This is a genomic window from Flavobacterium sp. 245 (assembly GCF_004362055.1).
GTDB lineage: Bacteria > Bacteroidota > Bacteroidia > Flavobacteriales > Flavobacteriaceae > Flavobacterium.
On the sequence record NZ_SNXB01000001.1, the window covers coordinates 470,356 to 489,692 of the forward strand.

The window sequence follows — 19,337 nt, forward strand, 5'->3', positions numbered from 1 at the left end:
TTTCTTCAAATTGTAATTAAATCTAAATTATGAGTTACCACATAATTTAGTGTAGTCGTCAAACATTTTGATATAAGTATCTTTATTTTCAAAATCGTATGCTCCTTTATCGATATTCTCGATCATTTTAGGACAATCAGAGAAATATTCTTTTAATGCTTTTCTTCTTCCAAGGAAAATTGGAGGAGAAAAGAACTCATCCTCGATTGCTTTTTTCAAAGTAAAAGCGTCTTGTGGGAAGAACTCATGATATAAAGAAACTTTTCCGCCTTTTTTAACTTCTTCAAACATTGAATATCTTTTTGAACTTGTTTCTGGCTTGTCTCCAAATGAAATTGCAGAAACTCCTCTTCCGGTTTTACCTACAATGTACATTCTTCCTTCTTCATCTTTAATATTAACTACTTTTTTCAAGTTAGTTCTTTCTGGTTTTTTCTGTCCTTCAATGTAAATGTAAACACTGCTTTTTTCAGAACCAATTCCGTCCATCATTGATCTTAATCCAGATACCGTTTGCTCTGTTCTTAAATCTACCAATTCAGGATAATCGCTGATAACTCTAACTTTACCTTTCCAAACTTTAGAATCTGTATCCAAAACTTCACCTGGGAATTCTGCATATCTAAATGCTGTAGCCGCTTTTTTGTATGATGCCAAAACTGGTTCTTGAGGTATTGCCTCGATAGTAAATGATTTTTCAGTAAGTTTTTTGTATTTTTCAATATCCTCAACTAAAGTTGACATGTATGGATAATCATTTCTCATACCCAAAAAGCTTTTTTCATTTTCTTTTACTCCAGGTAAATATTTTGAAGCTTCTTCAACATTTCCTAAAAGAATATAAGTTGCCGCCAAGTTGTAGTTAGCACTGAATCTAATTTGTTTTGCTAAATCTTCATCATTTTTATCTTGAAAATTCACAAGCTCTTTCCAGAATTTTTGAGCTTCTCCAAATAAATCTGCCCAGTTTTCTCTGTCAACATCAACTAAAGTTGGCATAACCTGAAGCGACTGATTGTATTCTTCAATGTTAAATGTTGATTTTGACTTTTTCTTTTTCTCAATATCAGAATATCTCAGCTTTGTAATTTTTGGTCCATACAAATAGAAACCTTCAAATTCTTCAATCATGCTGTAGAAATTGTCAGTTAAGATTTTATACGTCAAATTCTCATAAGTCTCTGTTGGGTTTGTAACATACATACAAACTTTAGGAGTTGTATATCTTTTATAGATTACTTTTCCAGTTTTATCTGTAATTTCCAAATTAGACTCTAAACCAATATAATAAGCTGGCGCTTTTTGGTAGTAAGTCTGTACATATTCTTCATCGTTTACAAGTTCAAAACGAGTCAAATTGTATTTTACTTTAAACTCACCTTCTTTTTGTTTTTTCAAACCTGAAATCGAAAAAGCTTCATAAAACTTCTCTGAAGAGTAAGGCGCTTTTTTGTTATTCATACTACTTTCCAAACCTGGTGAAAGATTCAAAATCATTTCATATGATTTGTAATTTCCATATTCAGGATTTGTTGGAGGTACAGGACCTCTTAAATTTAGTGGATTGCTTATAGTAGCTTTACCAAACCAGCCAGTAGATTGACCACTAACAATTTGATTTATACCTGTAAGCATTAATAATAAAACAACTTGTATAATTTTTTTCATAGTATTTTATTTAAGAACTGGATTATGCGTAGTATTAGTTTTTGCTGCTTTAAAACTTGCAATTAATTTATTCGCTTTTTCAATTATTGCTTTTCCGTCACTTTTGTCATAATCATTCTCGATTAATTTTTCAGATTCAACAATAGCTTTTTCTGGCTGATCTAACATTAAGTAAATAACCGCTAAATTATAATAAGCAGAATATCTCATTTTTCGAGATGGTTTATTTTCCTCAGCATATTTTGTTTTCAATGAATCAAAATATTCGATAAGAGGTTGCATATTAGATTTCAAGTCATCTATTGGCTCATCAGCTTTCATAGTTGAAAATAAAGCTTTTACAGCCTGAATTGCTTCAATTTGCGTTTTTCCTTCATCACTTTTAGCATCCAAAATCCAAAGAATTTCATTGTCGCTTTTAGCTCTATAACCATAAGTTGAATTAACACTTGAATTGAAAGTACTCATTGATTTATCAGCAAAACTTCTCAACATTTGATCACGAATAGCACCTTTATTGATATAAAAATCTTTTAATGCAGCTGATGAATTATCATATTCTTGAGATTTATACTCCAATTCTCCATTAAAGCTTAAATTAAAACCTTCTGTTGCTGCCGCAACTACTGATGCTGAAGTTGTATCTTTTTTGATTACGGCATTTTTCAAAAACCTGTTTGTAGTTGCTGGTGCTTCTGCTGGTTTTGCCTGCTCAACTGGCTTTGCAACTACAGCTACTGGAGTAACTGGTCCTTTTACCTTAGCATAACCTCTAGTTGCATATTTTGCTGAAACAAAATGGTAATCTTTTCTGCTGATCACCTTACCATCTTTATCTCTTTTCTCGTCAGTTCTTATTCCTGGAGTAGCGCCTTTTTCAACAAAATCTTCTAGATTAAGTTCAATTTGTACTGTACCGCCACTCTCTACTTTTTTCCAGCCAGCGATATGAATTTGATCATTAAGAGTAGCCGGATCCACGTAAGATTGTATCGCCCCTCCACATTTTACTGTTGAAGAATAAGTTCTTTTTTCATAAGGAACACCTTCTTTCGGAAGGATTTGATAATTCACGTTAAAATAAAAACGATCCAAATCTACTTTTTGTGCTTTTACACCAAAAAAAGACATGAACAAAACGAATAGTATTGCTTTTTTCATAGGTTAAGTATTAATAAATTTTGAGCCACAAACCTATCCATTATTTTACTAAAAAACAACTTTATGAGACTATCAACTGAAGAATTTTGTGTTAAATTTCACACACTGCAAAACTTTAACATACTGCATAGTATAAAAAAATTTTTGTTAATTTTTAACAACTTGATAAGTGCTAAAAAACCTACTTTGCGGTTTTAATGATGCAGATTTTTCTTATTTAACAATTAAAAGAAATTCCTGCTCTTTTATTGAAAAAAAGCAGGAATCTAAATTTTATAAAAAAAGAGCTAAAGAATATCTTCGCAGGTAAATACCTCTTTCAAACGAACACCTTTTTCAGTATGCTCAACAGTTATAATTTGATTATGAGCATCATGTTCTAAAAATAAATAATAATTCTGATCGGCTGCAACGTTCAGTAATTTTGCTTTTTCGGGCATTGTCAATAACGGACGCGTGTCATAACCCATTACATATGGAAGCGGAATATGCCCAGCTGTCGCCAATAAATCAGCGCAAAAGACAATTGTTTTGTCTTTATATTTAATATGCGGAATCATTTGTTTTTCGGTATGGCCGTCAACGTAAAAAATATCAAAACCTAATTCATTCGAAAAACCAAAACCGCTTTCGGGTCTTTCAACAAAATTCAATTGACCGCTTTCCTGCATCGGCAATATATTTTCTGCCAAAAAAGAAGCTTTTTCACGAAGATTGGGTTTTGTTGCCCATTCCCAATGATTTTCATTCGTCCAGAATTTTGCATTTTTAAAAGCTGGTTCATAACCCGTTTTATCCGAATTCCACTGCACACTTCCTCCACAATGATCAAAATGCAGGTGCGTCATAAAAACATCTGTTACATCATCTCGGTGAAAACCATATTTTGCCAGCGATTTATCAATAGAATGTGAACCCCAAAGTGAATAATAACCAAAAAATTTCTCTGATTGCTTGTCACCCATTCCCGTATCAATCAAAATAAGGCGGTTTCCATCTTCAATCAGCAGACAGCGGGCCGCAATATCAATTAAATTATTCGCATCGGCAGGATTGGTTTTGTTCCAGATTGTTTTAGGAACAACGCCAAACATAGCGCCTCCGTCTAACTTAAAATTTCCAGATTCTATTGGGTAAAGTTTCATAAAAAATAATTTCTAGTAGCAAACAAAGCTAGCAATTCCTGCTGCTTTAAACTAAAAATTCCTTCTAAAACTTTTACAAAAGCTATTCTAAAGTAATTGACGAACTGCCCATTATTTCTTGTTTGTCGAAGAAATTGACAAAATAAGTTCCTTTTTTAAACTTGGCCAGCTCATTATTTAAAACACCATAAACATTAGCCATTTTTCCTTGGTAATCTACACCAACTAAAAAACTGTAAACTAAAGCCTTATCATTGCCAAATTCTATTAATTTATTCTCCCCTAAAACCGTGTTTTTTTGATCTAAAACCTGAACGTAATATACTCTTTTTCCTGTTTTTGCAACAGAATTTCCGTTAACAGAAAAGCTAATTTTGAGCTTGTCAGTGTTTTTTGCTTTGGTAGTTTCCTGTTCTTTTCCAGAACTTTTTTCGTTGAGAGCGGTGACTTTAAAATTTCCTAAAGAAAGTTTTGAAGCATCTTTTAATGTAGATTCCAATTTTTTCTGTTTCGAAATTAAAGTATCATTTTCAGCCTTTTGCTTATACATGACAACATTCTGGCTTTCAATTTCGTTTAACAGATTTTTATTCTGAGATTTTAATTTTTTGATCTCAGCAATTTTTGTATCCAGCGTTATTTTCAAATCTGAAAGCTGTTTACGATAAATTTTAATTTGTTCGTTCGATGGATTTTTAGAAGCTTTTATAATTTCCATCAAATTCTCAATATTCTTTTTTTCAAATTCTAATTCTTGAGAAAGCGCAGTTTTTTCGAAAATAGCGACATCATAAGCTAATTTCAAATTATTTAACGAATCTAATATGTTTTCCTGATCAGTATACTCTGAGGCAGGACCAGTAATTTCTAATCTGCTTGCCGATGGCTGTTCAATAATGTTATTTGGCTCGTTGCTGAAAATCAAATATGTAGCACCTATACCAAAAATAAAAATTACTGCAAAAAGTGCTTTTATCCAGCTATCTTTGTAATTTTTCTTCATAATTACTCATAATTTTCTGCAAAAATACCATAAATTTACAACTACAAACAGGTAAATATACGGGATTTTAACTCTTTTTTAAAACTCTTAGCATTTAATAACGAACAAATTAAGCTTTTGTAAGTTTCTTTTTATTTATCTACCAATCACGCCACTTCAAGAAGAATTTTAAAACATAAAATAACTTCTATCTATTTTAACATTTGTTATAATAATGTGAACCGTTATGGAAAAAGGTTTTTAAGTCGTATCTTTGCAGACAATTTCATTTGAACATTGAAACACAGCATTTTAAAAATGTAATAATTTGATTACGATTTTGATTGCGATTTAAAAATGAAAGAAAATTAAATACCATAAACAATGATAAAAGTTTCTGATACAGCCAAAAAGAAAATCATCGACTTGATGAGTGATGATGGTTTTGATGCCGCACATGACTACGTACGTGTAGGTGTGAAAAGTGGCGGATGCTCTGGTTTGTCGTATGATTTAAAATTTGACAAAACCAAAGGCGAAGACGATAAAATATTTGTAGACAACGACATAACAATTGCAGTTGAAAAAAAATCATTCCTTTATTTAGCCGGAACAATTCTAGAATTCTCTGGAGGATTAAACGGAAAAGGATTTGTATTCAATAATCCAAATGCAAGCAGAACTTGTGGTTGCGGAGAATCATTCTCTCTGTAGTCAAAAGCCGAAAGTCAGAAAGTCTTAAAGACTTCTGATTGACTTTCCAACTTTGGACTTTAAAACTTTAAGACAATAAAAAAATAATGAGCAAATACACAGAAGACGATTTAAAAATCGAACTCGAAACTAAAGAATACGAATACGGATTTTATACTGATATAGAATCGGAGACGTTTCCTATTGGCTTAAACGAAGATATCGTAAGAGCTATTTCTCTTAAAAAAGAAGAGCCAGAATGGATGACCGAATGGCGCATTGAAGCTTTTCGTGCCTGGAAAGAAATGATCGAGCCAGAATGGGCTAATGTTCGTTACGAAAAACCAGATTTCCAAGCCATTTCTTATTACTCAGCTCCAAAACAAGTAGATCCAAACAAAACTTTGGATGATGTAGATCCTGAATTATTAGAGATGTACAAAAAACTTGGAATCTCTGTTGACGAACAAAAAATGATGAACAATGTCGCTATGGATATTGTTGTCGATTCTGTTTCTGTTGCAACAACTTTCAAGAAAACATTGGGAGAAAAAGGAATTATTTTCTGCCCGATTTCTGAAGCTATCAAAGAGCATCCAGAATTAGTAAAAAAATATTTAGGAACTGTTGTACCTCAAAAAGACAACTTCTACGCAGCATTAAACTCAGCAGTTTTCTCTGACGGAAGTTTCTGTTATATTCCAAAAGGCGTTCGTTGCCCAATGGAACTTTCAACGTATTTCAGAATCAATCAGGCAGGAACAGGACAATTCGAAAGAACACTTGTTATTGCTGATGCTGGAAGTTACGTTTCATACCTTGAAGGATGTACTGCACCAAGCCGTGACGAAAATCAATTGCACGCTGCGGTGGTTGAATTAATCGCTTTGGATGATGCAGAAATTAAATATTCTACCGTTCAAAACTGGTTCCCAGGAAACAAAGAAGGAAAAGGTGGCGTTTACAACTTCGTAACCAAAAGAGGTTTATGCGAAACAAACGCTAAAATTTCATGGACACAAGTTGAAACAGGTTCTGCTGTAACCTGGAAATATCCTTCTTGTGTATTAAAAGGAGACAATTCGGTGGGAGAATTTTATTCTATTGCCGTTACCAATAATTACCAACAGGCAGATACCGGAACTAAAATGATCCATTTAGGTAAGAACACTAAATCGACTATTATTTCTAAAGGTATTTCTGCTGGTAAATCACAAAACAGTTACCGTGGATTAGTGCAAATTAGCCCAAGAGCTGAGAATGCAAGAAACTTTTCACAATGCGATTCTCTTTTAATGGGTAACAATTGTGGAGCGCATACTTTCCCGTATATCGAAAGTAAAAATCCATCGGCTAAAATCGAGCACGAAGCAACTACAAGTAAAATTGGAGAAGATCAGGTTTTTTATTGCAACCAAAGAGGTATACCGACAGAAAAAGCGATTGCCTTAATTGTAAACGGTTTCAGTAAAGATGTATTGAACAAATTACCAATGGAATTTGCTGTTGAAGCTCAAAAATTATTAGAGATTTCTTTAGAAGGATCTGTTGGATAATTGAAAGATGGAAAGCAAAAAAGTCATCATTTTAGGTTCTGCCAGAAAAAACGGAAACACAACAAAAATTGTCGATGAAATTGCAAAGGAATCGGGAATTGATGTGATTGACCTAAGTGATTATAATATTTCTCATTACGATTACGAAAGCAAAAACAGAGAAGATGATTTTCTGCCTTTAATAAGAAGAATACTCGAAGAGTACGATACTTTAATTTTTGCAACGCCGATATATTGGTATAATATGAGTGGAATTATGAAGGTTTTCTTTGATCGTTTTTCGGATTTAATCCGAATTGAAAAAGAAACCGGACGAAAGCTTAGAGGGAAGAAAATTGGTGTGATATCAAATTCACACGACAACGAAATTGAAGAGAGTTTTTACATTCCGTTCAAAAAAACAGCCGATTATTTAGGCATGGAATATTTAGGACACGCGCATTTTAATGCCAACATCCTAAACCAAACAACAAAAATAGAATTGACATTTATATAAAAATAAAAAAACAATGTTATCAATAAAAAACCTTCACGCCGGAATTGGTGATAAAGAAATCCTTAAAGGAATTAATATAGAAGTTAAAGCTGGCGAAGTACACGCTATCATGGGACCAAACGGTTCTGGAAAAAGTACACTTTCTGCAGTTATCGCAGGAAACGAAAACTACGAAGTTACTGATGGAGAAGTTTTCCTTGACGGAGAAGATCTTGCTGATCTTGCTCCAGAAGAAAGAGCGCATAAAGGAGTTTTCCTTTCGTTTCAATATCCTGTAGAAATCCCTGGAGTTAGTGTAACTAACTTTATGAAAACTGCAATCAACGAAACTCGTAAAGCAAACGGACAAGAAGAAATGCCGGCTAACGAAATGCTAAAAGTAATTCGTGAGAAATCAGAATTATTAGAAATCGATCGTAAATTTTTATCTCGTTCTTTAAACGAAGGTTTTTCCGGAGGAGAGAAAAAAAGAAACGAGATTTTTCAAATGGCAATGTTAGAACCAAAATTAGCTATCCTTGACGAAACCGATTCTGGTCTTGATATCGATGCTTTAAGAATTGTGGCTAACGGAGTTAACAAATTAAAAAGCGAGAAAAACGCAATTATCGTAATCACACACTACCAACGTTTGTTAGATTATATCGTTCCGGATTTCGTTCACGTTCTATACAACGGAAGAATCGTAAAATCAGGAGGAAAAGAATTGGCTTACGAATTGGAAGAAAAAGGATACGACTGGATTAAAGCAGAGAATTAAAATTTTTGTTTCAGGTTTCAAGTTTTTTTAGTTTCAAGTTAAACTACATTTTGTAAGTTTAAACTTAAAATTATAAAGGCGGAAATTATGGCAACAATAACTCGATTTGAAGATTTAGAAATTTGGAAAGAAGCTCGACGATTAGCAAAAGAAATTCATCTTATTGCAGTTCAAACAGAGTTAAGATCAGATCTCAGATTTAAAAATCAAATAAAGGATTCTTCTCGTTCAGTAATGGATAATATCGCTGAAGGTTTTGAAAGAGATGGAAATTTAGAGTTTCGACAATTTTTATCAATCGCAAAAGGTTCAGCCGGAGAAACAAGATCTCAGCTATATCGGGTTTTTGATTTTGAATATATTTCAGAACAAAAATTCGAAGTTTTAAAAACAGATTATGAAAATTTAAGCGGTAAAATAAAAAACTTTATCACTTATCTCAATAAAAAAGATTTCAAAGGAAATAAGTTTCAGTAAAAAACCTGAAACATTAAACCTGAAACAATACGGATTCAAAGGAATTAAGTCACAACGGGCAACCTGAAACTTGAAACCTGAAACACCGAAGGAAACAAAAGAACAATGGATTTAAAAGAAAAATTAGTATCGTCTTTTATGGCTTTTGAAGAGCGTGTCGATGTACATTCAGATTTGCATGACATTCGCACAAATGCCCTAAAAAACTTCGAAAATAAAGGTTTCCCAACCAAAAAAGAAGAAGCTTGGAAATATACATCCTTAAACGCCATCCTAAAAAATGACTTTACGGTTTTTCCAAAGCAGGAAAATGCAATTGAATTTAACCACGTAAAAAAATACTTTTTACACGAAATCGACACTTATAAATTGGTGTTTATCGATGGGGTTTTCAGCTCGCATTTGTCTTCTACAACACATGACGGAATAGATGTTTGTTTGATGTCTTCGGCATTGACCAAACCAAAATATAAAATGGTAATCGATAAATACTTCAACCAAATTGCAAGTAAAGACGAAAGCTTGACTTCGTTGAATACTGCTTTTGCAAGCGAAGGAGCTTTTATCAATATTCCGCAAAAGAAAGTGGCTGACAAACCTATTGAGATCATGTATTTCTCAACAGGAAATGAATCTGCCTTGTTAGTTCAACCACGAAATTTGATTATTGTTGGAGAAAATTCACATGTTCAAATTATCGAACGCCACCAAAGCTTGAATGAAAATCCGGTTTTAACCAATTCGGTTACAGAGATTTTTGCTCAAAAACGTGCGATTGTAGATCACTACAAAATCCAAAACGACAATCTTGAAGCGAATTTAATTGACAACACTTACGTTTCACAACAACAAGAAAGTCATGTTTACGTACATACCTTCTCGTTTGGAGGAAATCTGACTCGTAACAATTTGAACTTTTATCATTTTGGAGAAAGATTGACAAGTACGTTAAACGGAATTACGATTATTGGCGAAAAACAACACGTTGATCATTATACTTTGGTAAACCATGCAACGCCAAATTGCGAAAGTTTTCAGGATTATAAAGGAATTTTCTCTGATCGTTCGACTGGAGTTTTCAACGGAAAAGTTTTGGTAGAAAAAGAAGCTCAAAAAACAAATGCTTTCCAAAAAAGCAACAATATTTTATTGAGCGACAAAGCCACTATCAACGCAAAACCACAATTAGAAATTTTTGCAGATGACGTAAAATGTTCGCACGGTTGTACTGTTGGACAACTTGATGAAACAGCAATGTTCTACATGCAATCTCGTGGTATTCCTAAAAAAGAAGCTAAAGCTTTATTGATGTACGCATTCTCAAATGCCGTTATCGAAAGCATCAAAATACCGGAATTAAAACAAAGAATTACTAAAATCATTGCCATGAAATTGGGCGTGAATTTAGGATTTGATTTGTAGAAAATTGATAAATACAAAAAAACCACTCAAAAGAGTGGTTTTTTTATTTTGTAAAAAGAGCTTCCCAGATTTTTGTCCTGTCTATTAGACTTCCCAGAGTATTATCCTGCTCTTTATACAAAGGTAATATTTTTATTCATTTAATAAATATATTCATCTATCAAAATCTCATTTCCTCTCACTTTAAACATTAATTTGATTTTATCGAAATCAAAAACAATTCCATATTGACCATCTGATAAAGTAAAATTTTCTTTTCTTAAAGCTGTAATAACTGTCACTTCATATAAATTAAGTTCAATAAAATTATACTCAGCAATAATATTTAAAGTTTCATTCTCTTCAAAAATTTGTTTTAAAACTATTCTTATTGGTCTAATTTTTTTAGGTGGGAAATTTACAAACTGAAACTTTCCATTCTTGAAATTAAAATACTTCAATATTTTAAACGATCTATTTACAACATCCTCTACCGTTTTTATATCAATACCTTCTCTCTTTCCAAAATCATCTCCATGTTGATCTCTGATAGAATAATGTTTATCGATCCAAAATTCTGTAATTATATTTTCAGATATATCATTAATCTTTTTTGCGTTTTTTGAACATGCGTTTTCAATATAAGCATCCTCATCAATTATAATTTCCGAAATTTTTTTAATTCGAGGTCTTTTGTATTCAGACATAAAATAATATTTCGGTAAAAATAGTAATCTAATTCCTATGTTTTTAGAAATGAAACTATTTTTTTATAGAAGAAATTATCCCCTTCAAAAACCCATTAAAATCAAATCCAGGCTCTTCTTCCTTCACTCCCATTCTCACAATTACCATATCTAAAGACGGAATAATCGCCACCATTTGCCCTTGGTAACCACTGCAGTAAAACATATCGCGAGGTACATCCGGGAATTTTCCTCCGGCGTTTAACCAAAACTGTGCTCCGTATTTTCCTTCAGAAGTATTGGTTGGTGTTGCCGTATATTTTACCCAGCTTTCATCTAAGATTTGTTCTCCGTTCCAATTTCCTTTGTGAAGGTATAATAATCCAAATTTTGACCAGTCTCTTGGTGTCGCCCATCCGTAAGAGGAACCAACAAAAGTTCCTGACATATCTTGTTCCACAATCATAGATTTCATTCCGATTTTGTCGATTACAGCGCCGTACCAAAAGTCCAAATATTCTTGTTGTGTTTTAAACTGGTTTCTTAATATTCGGGATAATAAATTGGTTGTTCCAGAGGAGTAATTCCAATGTGTGTTGGGTTTAAATTGTGCTGGTTTATCCATTTGCACTTTTCCCATATCTTCTGCCTGAAAAAGCATTTTTGTAGCATCGCAAATCGTGCTGTAATTCTCTTCCCATTCTAAACCAGAATTCATATGAAGTAAATCATTAATCGTGATAATTTTACGATCATCATTTTGCCATTCTGCAATTGGAGCCGGTTTATAAATATCAATTTTTCCTTGTTTGGCTAAAACTCCAAAGGCAGAACTAGTGATACTTTTTGTCATCGACCAACCCAAAATTTTACTGTCTTTATTGAAACCGGTATCATATTTCTCAGCGATCAATTTATCTTTATATAAAACTACAACAGCACGCGTTCTCTTTGCTTTTCCTCCATTTTTATCAAATGAATTATCAACAGCGCTTTTCAGTTTAGCGTAATCAACATTTGAAAACGTAGTATCTTTTGGTTCATTATTCCCGTAAGGAAACGGAAGATTGTTAACCAATTTTGTTCTTTTCGGAAGCAAATACGGTTTTGAAACATCAAAATCATCATTGATCAAAGTTGCACCCAAACCTTCGCGATAAATCGCTTTTCTTTCTTTTAAACCATAAACAGAAGCTGTTGCAAACTTACCGGCATCATCAATTGAATTTTTAGCCAAATCAATCATATCGATATCATTGTCCGTTTTCTGAATCAAGTCTAACGATCTGTTATCCATAAAATGTCCGGAAGCTACACTTTTGGCTGAGAAACCGGAAATCAAATCAAGTTTGGGATAAGTGGTAAATCCGAAATACAAAAAGGCAAGAACCAAAACAAGCAGAAGTACTTTGAGAAATTTTTTCATAATGATGTCAGCTATTTTTAATGCAATATAATTAATTTATGATCACGATATTATGATCGAATTTAGATTTCCGTTTCATATAATTTATAAAATCAAATCTAATTTTACGGAATCGACATTTAAACCTCTCGCTGATGGCGCCATAAAAGGAAATTATAGTTTTCATGGGGAAACCAATTTAGTTTTAGTACTTTTGTAGATAGAATTTTTCTAAATAAGACATGCTAGATATCCAAAAAATAAGAGCTGAATTTCCGATACTTTCACAAAAAGTAAACGGAAAACCATTGGTATATTTCGATAACGGAGCGACTTCGCAAAAGCCACAAATTGTGATCGATGCTGAAGTGAAATATTATCAGGAAATAAACGCCAACATTCATAGAGGTGTTCACACTTTAAGTCAATTAGCTACTGATGCTTACGAGATTTCTCGTGGTAAAGTGCAACAACATATTAATGCAAAATTTGCTCACGAAGTACTTTTTACTTCAGGAACAACACACGGAATTAATTTAGTGACTAACGGTTTTGCTTCAATTTTGAAACCGGGCGATGAAGTAATTGTTTCGTCCTTAGAACACCACAGTAATATTGTGCCGTGGCAAATGTTATGCGAAAAAACGGGAGCAACTTTAAAAGTGATTCCGATGAACGAAGACGGCGAATTGATTATGGAAGCTTTTGATGCTTTGTTATCAGAAAAAACCAAAGTCGTTACCGTAAATCATATTTCGAACGCATTGGGAATCATCAATCCTATAAAATATATTATTGATAAAGCACATGCTGTTGGAGCTGCCGTTTTAATTGATGGCGCACAGGCTGTTCCGCATTTAAAACCGAACGTTCAGGAATTAGATTGCGATTTTTATGCTTTTTCAGGTCATAAAATGTGTGGCCCAACCGGAACCGGAATTCTATACGGAAAAGAAGAGTGGTTAAACAAACTTCCTCCTTATCAAGGCGGTGGCGAAATGATCAAAGAAGTGACTTTCGAAAAAACGACTTATGCTGATCTTCCTCATAAATTCGAGGCCGGAACTCCAAATATCGCTGGTGGAATTGTTTTAGGAACTGCAATTGATTATTTAAACAATATTGGTTTTGAGAATATTCAGCAATACGAAAACGAATTATTAGAACATGCTACAAAACGTTTATTAGAGATTGAAGGCCTTAAAATTTACGGAACCGGAAAAAATAAAGCTTCTGTGGTTTCGTTTAATATTGATGGAATTCATCCTTACGACGTTGGTTCTATTATCGATAAATTAGGAATCGCCGTTCGTACTGGTCACCATTGTGCACAACCCATCATGAATTTCTTCTGTATTCCGGGAACCATTCGTGCTTCTTTCTCTTTTTACAATACTAAAGAAGAAATTGATGCAATGGTTGAGGCAGTGAAAAAAGCAAAAACCATGTTAAGCTAAAAAATACATTTTATGAGAATACTATCTTTATTACTCCTGACAATTTTCTTCGGAACAGGCTGTTCAAGCCAAAAACTTGCTGATATGACAACAACACAAATGGAATATTCTGCGGTTTCGAGAGGAGTCTACAAAAAGATCGTTGTTCAGAATAAAACAGTTTCAGTTATCAATGGCAGAGACGCACAGCCGATAGAAAAGAAAATCACCGATGCAAAATGGAAACAGATTGTAACAGCGTTTTCAAAAATAAAATTAGAAAGCATTCCAACCTTAAAAGCACCAACTGAAAAGCGATTTTATGATGGCGCCGCAATTGGAAATTTAAAAATAACTCAAAATCAAAAGACCTACGAAACTGCAGGTTTTGACAATGGTTTTCCTCCCAAGGAAATAGAAAAATTGGTAAATTTGCTAGTTGATTTTGCTAAAGAATAATTATGACAATTAAAGAGATACAAAACGAAATAATAGACGAATTCTCAATGTTCGACGACTGGATGCAACGTTATGAATACATCATCGAACTAGGAAAAAGTCTTCCGTTAATTAAAGAAGAGTACAAAACCGACGAGAATTTAATCAAAGGTTGCCAATCGAAAGTTTGGTTGCAAGGTGAACAAAACGATGATAAAATTGTTTTCACAGCAGACAGCGATGCTATTTTGACAAAAGGAATAATCGCGATTTTAATTCGTGCTTTCTCCAACCAAAAAGCATCAGACATTATAAATGCTGATACTGATTTTATAGATGAAATTGGGTTAAAAGAACATTTATCAGCAACACGTGCCAACGGTTTGGTTTCGATGATCAAAAACATCAAAATGTACGCTTTAGCTTTTGATGCAAAAAACAAAAATTAAAAAAATTTTAAACCATTAAGACATTAAGGTTCATAAAGTACTAAGCTTAATTTTCTTGGTAGTTAAAAGAGAATTAAGCATACTGCAAAACTTAATTTTCTTAATGTCTTAATGGTAAAAACAAAAAATAACAATGGAACAAGAAATTGACACAAACGAATTAGGAGAATCAATTGTAAAAGTTTTAAAAGGAATTTACGATCCGGAGATTCCTGTTGATATTTATGAGTTAGGATTAATTTACGACGTAATGGTAAATACTGATTACGAAGTAAAAATCTTAATGACATTAACATCTCCAAACTGCCCAGTTGCGGAAAGCTTGCCAAGAGAAGTTGAAGAAAAAGTAAAAACAATTGAAAACATTAAAGATGTTGATGTTGAAATTACTTTCGATCCGCCTTGGAGCAAAGATTTAATGAGCGAAGAAGCAAAATTAGAATTAGGAATGCTTTAAAATTAGTCATAAAGTCAAAAGTCATAAAGTCTTCAGGTAAAGACTTTATGACTTTTGACATTCGACTTTAAGACTTCATTATGGAAGAAATCATCAATAAAGTTGCCAATAGCGCTTTAGAAGTTTTTGATCTTGAAGATTATTATCCAAAAGGAATGCGTGTGCAGATTGACATTTCGCAATGGCTTTTGGAAGGATTTTTATTGAAAGAAAAAGACTTTAGAGAACATCTTAAAAATCACGATTGGTCGCAATACCAAGATCAATATGTAGCAGTAAATTGTAGTACAGATGCAATTGTTCCGGCTTGGGCATTAATTTTAGTAAGTGTTCATTTAGCGCCTTATGCAAAAAAAGTGGTCAACGGAACTATTGAAGATTTGGACGGAAGTTTATACGAAGAAATCTTAAGCAAACTTGACTATTCTGTTTACAAAAGCAAACCTGTAATTGTAAAAGGATGTTCAAGAAAACCAGTTCCAATGCGTGCTTATATCTTAGCAACAACCTATTTACAGCCGTTTGCAAGAAGCATAATGTATGGCGAAGCATGCTCTGCAGTACCTTTATACAAAGAATCTAAGAAATAACTCGCTTTTACAACCAATTAACACTTAAGCTTTTAACGGTTTTTAGTATATTTGTTTATACACTTCTAAACTAAAAACCATGAGAAAGCTAGCCTTATTACTTTTCATTTTAGTAAACTTCACATTTTTACAAGCCCAAAATTCAGAAAAAGAATTAATTACAAACACTGAAAAAGCAGTAAAAAAAATTAATGACACCATCGAAGGCGAAGGCTGGAAAACCAAAGGAACTGTCTCCCTTTTATTAAATCAGTCGAGTTTCAACAACTGGATTGCTGGAGGTGAAGACAGCTTTTCAGGAACACTAGGAATCAATTACGACTTTAATTACAAAAAAGACGACATCACCTGGGATAATAAAATCCTTGCATCATACGGACTTTTACAAACCAAAAATGATGACTTCACAAAAAAAACCGATGACCGTTTAGAATTCAATTCAATAGTTGGAAAAAAAGCTTTCGGTCAATGGTATTACTCCTATTTCCTGAATTTTAGGACGCAGTTTTCAACTGGTTATATTTACAGTCAAGATGTCAACGGAAAACAAATCAGGACCGAACAAACCAAATTTATGTCTCCGGGTTATCTTACTACAGGTCCAGGAATTTACTGGACAAAAGACGCTAATCTAAAAATAAATTTTGCTCCTCTAACTTCAAAATTCACTTTTGTAGATAACGCTTATACAACTGGAATTGACAGATTTACCGGCTTACCTTATGTTGATGGCTCGTATTTTGGTGTTGACGAAGGCAAAAGCATGCGTTACGAATTAGGTTTCTATGCATCGATTTATTACAAACTAGCCATTATGACTAACGTAACGGCAGAGAATACACTGAACTTGTACTCTAATTATTTAGAAGATCCACAAAATGTCGACATCGATTATTCACTAAATATTGTGATGAAAGTAAATAAATTTTTATCTGCAAATTTGTCCTTCCAAGCTATTTATGACGATAATGCTTTTGAAGGATTGCAAACAAGAGAAGTTTTTGGTTTAGGAGTTAACTTCGGATTCTGATCTTAAAGAAACTTCATACTAATTTAGCGCAAAGAGCGCAAAGATTTTTTACAAAGCTTTTTATTAACTGCAAAGTTCGCAAAGCTGGATGTTGATTCTAGCTTTGCGAACTTTACGGTTTATGATACTATAATATAAAAAATCTTATTCTTCTTCTTTCTCAATTGCATCTTTATAATCCGGATACAAAAACTTATTATACGGAAATCTCGTGATATGAATCTGGCGAACAGCTTCATAAACCATTTCTCTAAATTCTTCAAAATTTTGTTTTTGTGTCGCCGAAATAAACAATGTTTTGTCATGACCAACATTACTCATCCAGGTTTGCTTCCATTCATCTAGCGTCCAGTGTTTTCTGGTTTTCTCTGTAATCAAATCATCTTCCTCTATTGTCAAATGTTTGTAAGCATCAATTTTATTAAAAACCATAATAACCGGTTTTTCATGTGCTTTAATATCCTGCAAAATCTGATTCACAGAATCAATGTGATCTTCAAAATCTGGATGCGAAATATCTACAACATGCAAAAGCAAATCGGCTTCGCGAACCTCATCAAGCGTACTTTTAAACGAATCTACTAATTGCGTTGGCAATTTTCTAATAAATCCAACCGTATCTGACAGCAAAAATGGGAGATTTTTAATTACCACTTTTCGAACTGTAGTATCTAAAGTCGCAAACAATTTATTCTCAACAAAAACTTCACTTTTACCAACTGCATTCATCAAAGTTGATTTCCCAACATTTGTATATCCAACCAAAGCTACTCTAACCATTGCGCCACGGTTACTGCGCTGAATGCTCATTTGTTTATCAATCGTTTTGATTTTATCTTTCAATAGCGAAATTCGGTCACGAACAATACGTCTGTCCGTTTCAATCTCAGTTTCTCCAGGACCACGCATACCAATACCTCCTTTTTGACGCTCAAGGTGTGTCCATAAACCAGAAAGTCTAGGTAATAAATAGATACACTGTGCGAGTTCAACCTGAGTTCTTGCATAAGACGTTTCGGCTCTTTGCGCAAAAATATCTAAGATTAAATTTGTTCTGTCTAAGATTTTTGCATCAATAATCCGTGAAATATTTTTTTGCTGTGAAGGCGTTAATTCATCATCAAAAATAACTGTAGATATTCCGTTTTCTTTTACAAAAAGATTGATTTCGTCTATTTTACCCGTACCTACAAAAGTCTTCGGATTTGGGCGTTCCATTTTTTGCGAAAAGCGTTTAATAACTTCACCACCTGCAGTAAAAGTCAAAAACTCTAATTCGTCTAAATATTCGTGAAGTTTTTCCTCACTTTGACTTTGAGTTACGATACCAACAATGGCTGTTTTCTCAAAATTTATAACTTCTTTCTCTAACATATCTTAAAATAAGCTACAAATTTAAGCATTTGTGCCCTACTTACAATTATAGAATTTCAATTTTAAATTCTAATTAAAAAAATAAACCATTTATAAATCAGGCACAAAACCTAATTTATAAATGGCATTAAGATTTATACCAAACAATTTATTCGTAAATAAATGTTGATTCTGTTTTTACAATTCCGTTTTCTTCAATCTGAGAACATGAAATTGGGAAGTTTAATTTATTGTATTTGTATTTTCTGCTTACCGCAACTAAAGCTGTAGACGAAGGACTGAAATTCATCTCGTTATTGTAGGAAATCGATTCAAAAGCAAATTCTTCTTCATGATACGAAATCATTGGCACAATTATTTTATAATTATCACCAAAAAGACTCTGAACAATCAATTGATCAACTGACTTTTTATCATCATAAGTAAATGATTTTGAGATTTTATCTCCAACTAAACCTTTATGTTTTGAAACATTATCATTTACATAAACGTACTCAATTTTACCAATAATCTGCTTATTTCTGTCGCGCGAAGTACGTCTTACAATAATTCCGTTTTCAACAATATATTCAATATCATCAACTAAATTCTGGTGATTGGTACTTTTTTTAGTCGTTACTTTTACTCGGGCACCTTCATAAAAAAAAGTCACCACTTTTGTAATATAATCAGGGCCTTCCTGATACTTTTTTACGAATTTGATGATGTTGTTATCTGCATTATAAGTATAGTTCACAACTTCTTTCCAGTCGCTTCCTATTTTGTCTTTTACGGTCATATCCAGCAAACCATTTTTATTGTAAGAAAAGTGCTGAACAACATCTGAAGTAGTAATCGTTTGAATTTTTCCGTCTTTAAACACAAACGTTTTGTTTACAATTTCACCATCTTTAGAATTCTGGTAATTTGTTTTTACAATGTTGATTTGCTTTAATTTAACCGCATCGGCTTGATCCTGGCTGTGCATCAGGAATGGAAATACCATCATCAAGATGGCGATAAAGTAGGTTTTCATGTGGTATTTGTATTAATTTGGGATGACCAAAATACAAAATTCCGTCAAAATTTAATAGTTTAAATCTCAAAAACAATTCCTATTAGTTTTTCTTTTCTCAAAATCAAAAAAACATGGC

20 protein-coding genes are annotated in these 19,337 nt (G+C 33.0%); 12 read left to right on the top strand and 8 right to left on the bottom strand.

Annotation, left to right across the window (positions count from 1 at the left end):
• Positions 1-27: 27 nt before the first annotated feature.
• The 4 genes from EV145_RS01950 to EV145_RS01965 all read right to left on the bottom strand — a co-directional run bounded on the left by EV145_RS01950 (position 28) and on the right by EV145_RS01965 (position 4,977).
• Positions 28-1,668, bottom strand: coding sequence for a hypothetical protein (locus EV145_RS01950; protein WP_133523553.1), 1,641 nt, complete (start codon positions 1,666-1,668; stop codon positions 28-30).
• 6 nt (positions 1,669-1,674) lie between these two features.
• Positions 1,675-2,829, bottom strand: a complete 1,155-nt coding sequence (locus EV145_RS01955) for a hypothetical protein (RefSeq protein ID WP_133523554.1) — start codon at positions 2,827-2,829, stop codon at positions 1,675-1,677.
• A 287-nt stretch (positions 2,830-3,116) separates the two neighbouring features.
• Positions 3,117-3,974 carry an MBL fold metallo-hydrolase gene (locus EV145_RS01960; protein ID WP_133523555.1) on the bottom strand — a complete coding sequence of 286 codons (858 nt, stop codon included), beginning with the start codon at positions 3,972-3,974 and terminating at the stop codon, positions 3,117-3,119.
• Between the two features lie 82 nt (positions 3,975-4,056).
• Positions 4,057-4,977 carry a hypothetical protein gene (locus EV145_RS01965; protein ID WP_133523556.1) on the bottom strand — a complete coding sequence of 307 codons (921 nt, stop codon included), beginning with the start codon at positions 4,975-4,977 and terminating at the stop codon, positions 4,057-4,059.
• Between the two features lie 363 nt (positions 4,978-5,340).
• Between EV145_RS01965 and EV145_RS01970 the strand changes: the two genes are divergently transcribed.
• From EV145_RS01970 to sufD, 6 genes are all read left to right on the top strand, one after another.
• Positions 5,341-5,670, top strand: coding sequence for a HesB/IscA family protein (locus EV145_RS01970; protein WP_026982558.1), 330 nt, complete (start codon positions 5,341-5,343; stop codon positions 5,668-5,670).
• 86 nt (positions 5,671-5,756) lie between these two features.
• Positions 5,757-7,205, top strand: coding sequence for a Fe-S cluster assembly protein SufB (gene sufB, locus EV145_RS01975; RefSeq protein WP_133523557.1), 1,449 nt, complete (start codon positions 5,757-5,759; stop codon positions 7,203-7,205).
• 7 nt (positions 7,206-7,212) lie between these two features.
• Positions 7,213-7,701, top strand: a complete 489-nt coding sequence (locus EV145_RS01980; RefSeq protein WP_072970166.1) for a flavodoxin family protein — start codon at positions 7,213-7,215, stop codon at positions 7,699-7,701.
• A gap of 13 nt (positions 7,702-7,714) precedes the next feature.
• A complete protein-coding gene (sufC, locus tag EV145_RS01985; protein ID WP_056206919.1) occupies positions 7,715-8,461 on the top strand; it encodes a Fe-S cluster assembly ATPase SufC in 747 nt (248 codons plus the stop codon).
• Between the two features lie 87 nt (positions 8,462-8,548).
• Positions 8,549-8,938, top strand: coding sequence for a four helix bundle protein (locus tag EV145_RS01990; protein WP_133523558.1), 390 nt, complete (start codon positions 8,549-8,551; stop codon positions 8,936-8,938).
• A 105-nt stretch (positions 8,939-9,043) separates the two neighbouring features.
• Entirely contained in the window at positions 9,044-10,360 is a 1,317-nt protein-coding gene (gene sufD, locus EV145_RS01995) for a Fe-S cluster assembly protein SufD (RefSeq protein WP_133523559.1), read from the top strand.
• Positions 10,361-10,500: 140 nt separating this feature from the next.
• On the opposite strand, the gene EV145_RS02000 is transcribed toward sufD, so the two are convergent.
• On the bottom strand, positions 10,501-11,046 hold the full coding sequence (locus EV145_RS02000) for a hypothetical protein (protein ID WP_133523560.1): 546 nt from the start codon (positions 11,044-11,046) through the stop codon (positions 10,501-10,503).
• 55 nt (positions 11,047-11,101) lie between these two features.
• Positions 11,102-12,451 carry a serine hydrolase domain-containing protein gene (locus EV145_RS02005; RefSeq protein WP_133523561.1) on the bottom strand — a complete coding sequence of 450 codons (1,350 nt, stop codon included), beginning with the start codon at positions 12,449-12,451 and terminating at the stop codon, positions 11,102-11,104.
• A gap of 221 nt (positions 12,452-12,672) precedes the next feature.
• Here EV145_RS02005 and EV145_RS02010 point away from each other — a divergent pair, with 221 nt between their 5' ends.
• From EV145_RS02010 to EV145_RS02035, 6 genes are all read left to right on the top strand, one after another.
• Positions 12,673-13,887: an aminotransferase class V-fold PLP-dependent enzyme gene (locus EV145_RS02010; protein WP_133523562.1), complete on the top strand. Its 1,215-nt coding sequence runs from the start codon at positions 12,673-12,675 to the stop codon at positions 13,885-13,887.
• 12 nt (positions 13,888-13,899) lie between these two features.
• A complete protein-coding gene (locus EV145_RS02015; protein ID WP_133523563.1) occupies positions 13,900-14,325 on the top strand; it encodes a hypothetical protein in 426 nt (141 codons plus the stop codon).
• Between the two features lie 2 nt (positions 14,326-14,327).
• Positions 14,328-14,753 carry a SufE family protein gene (locus tag EV145_RS02020; RefSeq protein WP_026727159.1) on the top strand — a complete coding sequence of 142 codons (426 nt, stop codon included), beginning with the start codon at positions 14,328-14,330 and terminating at the stop codon, positions 14,751-14,753.
• 133 nt (positions 14,754-14,886) lie between these two features.
• Positions 14,887-15,210 (top strand): SUF system Fe-S cluster assembly protein, encoded by a 324-nt coding sequence (locus EV145_RS02025; protein ID WP_017494560.1) that lies wholly within the window; start codon positions 14,887-14,889, stop codon positions 15,208-15,210.
• Positions 15,211-15,290: 80 nt separating this feature from the next.
• Complete coding sequence (locus EV145_RS02030; protein ID WP_133523564.1) at positions 15,291-15,800, top strand: DUF2480 family protein; 510 nt, start codon at positions 15,291-15,293, stop codon at positions 15,798-15,800.
• 79 nt (positions 15,801-15,879) lie between these two features.
• The gene (locus EV145_RS02035; RefSeq protein WP_133523565.1) at positions 15,880-16,830 is read left to right on the top strand and encodes a DUF3078 domain-containing protein; all 951 of its coding nucleotides are present in this window, start codon (positions 15,880-15,882) and stop codon (positions 16,828-16,830) included.
• A gap of 144 nt (positions 16,831-16,974) precedes the next feature.
• Here the strand turns inward: EV145_RS02035 and hflX are convergent, their stop codons facing one another.
• Together hflX and EV145_RS02045 are read right to left on the bottom strand one after the other, a co-directional pair.
• On the bottom strand, positions 16,975-18,204 hold the full coding sequence (gene hflX / locus EV145_RS02040) for a GTPase HflX (protein WP_133523566.1): 1,230 nt from the start codon (positions 18,202-18,204) through the stop codon (positions 16,975-16,977).
• Between the two features lie 148 nt (positions 18,205-18,352).
• Positions 18,353-19,219, bottom strand: coding sequence for a hypothetical protein (locus EV145_RS02045; RefSeq protein WP_133523567.1), 867 nt, complete (start codon positions 19,217-19,219; stop codon positions 18,353-18,355).
• Positions 19,220-19,337 lie beyond the last annotated feature (118 nt).

Bases quoted from the DNA above. Each gene is read 5' to 3' on its own strand.
- EV145_RS02025 (WP_017494560.1), top strand. From the start codon at position 14,887: ATGGAACAAGAAATTGACACAAACGAATTAGGAGAATCAATTGTAAAA.
- EV145_RS01980 (WP_072970166.1), top strand. From the start codon at position 7,213: ATGGAAAGCAAAAAAGTCATCATTTTAGGTTCTGCCAGAAAAAACGGA.
- EV145_RS02020 (WP_026727159.1), top strand. From the start codon at position 14,328: ATGACAATTAAAGAGATACAAAACGAAATAATAGACGAATTCTCAATG.
- sufC (WP_056206919.1), top strand. From the start codon at position 7,715: ATGTTATCAATAAAAAACCTTCACGCCGGAATTGGTGATAAAGAAATC.
- sufD (WP_133523559.1), top strand. From the start codon at position 9,044: ATGGATTTAAAAGAAAAATTAGTATCGTCTTTTATGGCTTTTGAAGAG.
- EV145_RS02005 (WP_133523561.1), bottom strand. From the start codon at position 12,451: ATGAAAAAATTTCTCAAAGTACTTCTGCTTGTTTTGGTTCTTGCCTTT.
- EV145_RS02015 (WP_133523563.1), top strand. From the start codon at position 13,900: ATGAGAATACTATCTTTATTACTCCTGACAATTTTCTTCGGAACAGGC.
- sufB (WP_133523557.1), top strand. From the start codon at position 5,757: ATGAGCAAATACACAGAAGACGATTTAAAAATCGAACTCGAAACTAAA.
- EV145_RS01990 (WP_133523558.1), top strand. From the start codon at position 8,549: ATGGCAACAATAACTCGATTTGAAGATTTAGAAATTTGGAAAGAAGCT.
- EV145_RS01970 (WP_026982558.1), top strand. From the start codon at position 5,341: ATGATAAAAGTTTCTGATACAGCCAAAAAGAAAATCATCGACTTGATG.
- EV145_RS02030 (WP_133523564.1), top strand. From the start codon at position 15,291: ATGGAAGAAATCATCAATAAAGTTGCCAATAGCGCTTTAGAAGTTTTT.
- EV145_RS02000 (WP_133523560.1), bottom strand. From the start codon at position 11,046: ATGTCTGAATACAAAAGACCTCGAATTAAAAAAATTTCGGAAATTATA.
- EV145_RS02010 (WP_133523562.1), top strand. From the start codon at position 12,673: ATGCTAGATATCCAAAAAATAAGAGCTGAATTTCCGATACTTTCACAA.
- EV145_RS01960 (WP_133523555.1), bottom strand. From the start codon at position 3,974: ATGAAACTTTACCCAATAGAATCTGGAAATTTTAAGTTAGACGGAGGC.
- hflX (WP_133523566.1), bottom strand. From the start codon at position 18,204: ATGTTAGAGAAAGAAGTTATAAATTTTGAGAAAACAGCCATTGTTGGT.
- EV145_RS02045 (WP_133523567.1), bottom strand. From the start codon at position 19,219: ATGAAAACCTACTTTATCGCCATCTTGATGATGGTATTTCCATTCCTG.
- EV145_RS01965 (WP_133523556.1), bottom strand. From the start codon at position 4,977: ATGAAGAAAAATTACAAAGATAGCTGGATAAAAGCACTTTTTGCAGTA.
- EV145_RS01955 (WP_133523554.1), bottom strand. From the start codon at position 2,829: ATGAAAAAAGCAATACTATTCGTTTTGTTCATGTCTTTTTTTGGTGTA.
- EV145_RS01950 (WP_133523553.1), bottom strand. From the start codon at position 1,668: ATGAAAAAAATTATACAAGTTGTTTTATTATTAATGCTTACAGGTATA.
- EV145_RS02035 (WP_133523565.1), top strand. From the start codon at position 15,880: ATGAGAAAGCTAGCCTTATTACTTTTCATTTTAGTAAACTTCACATTT.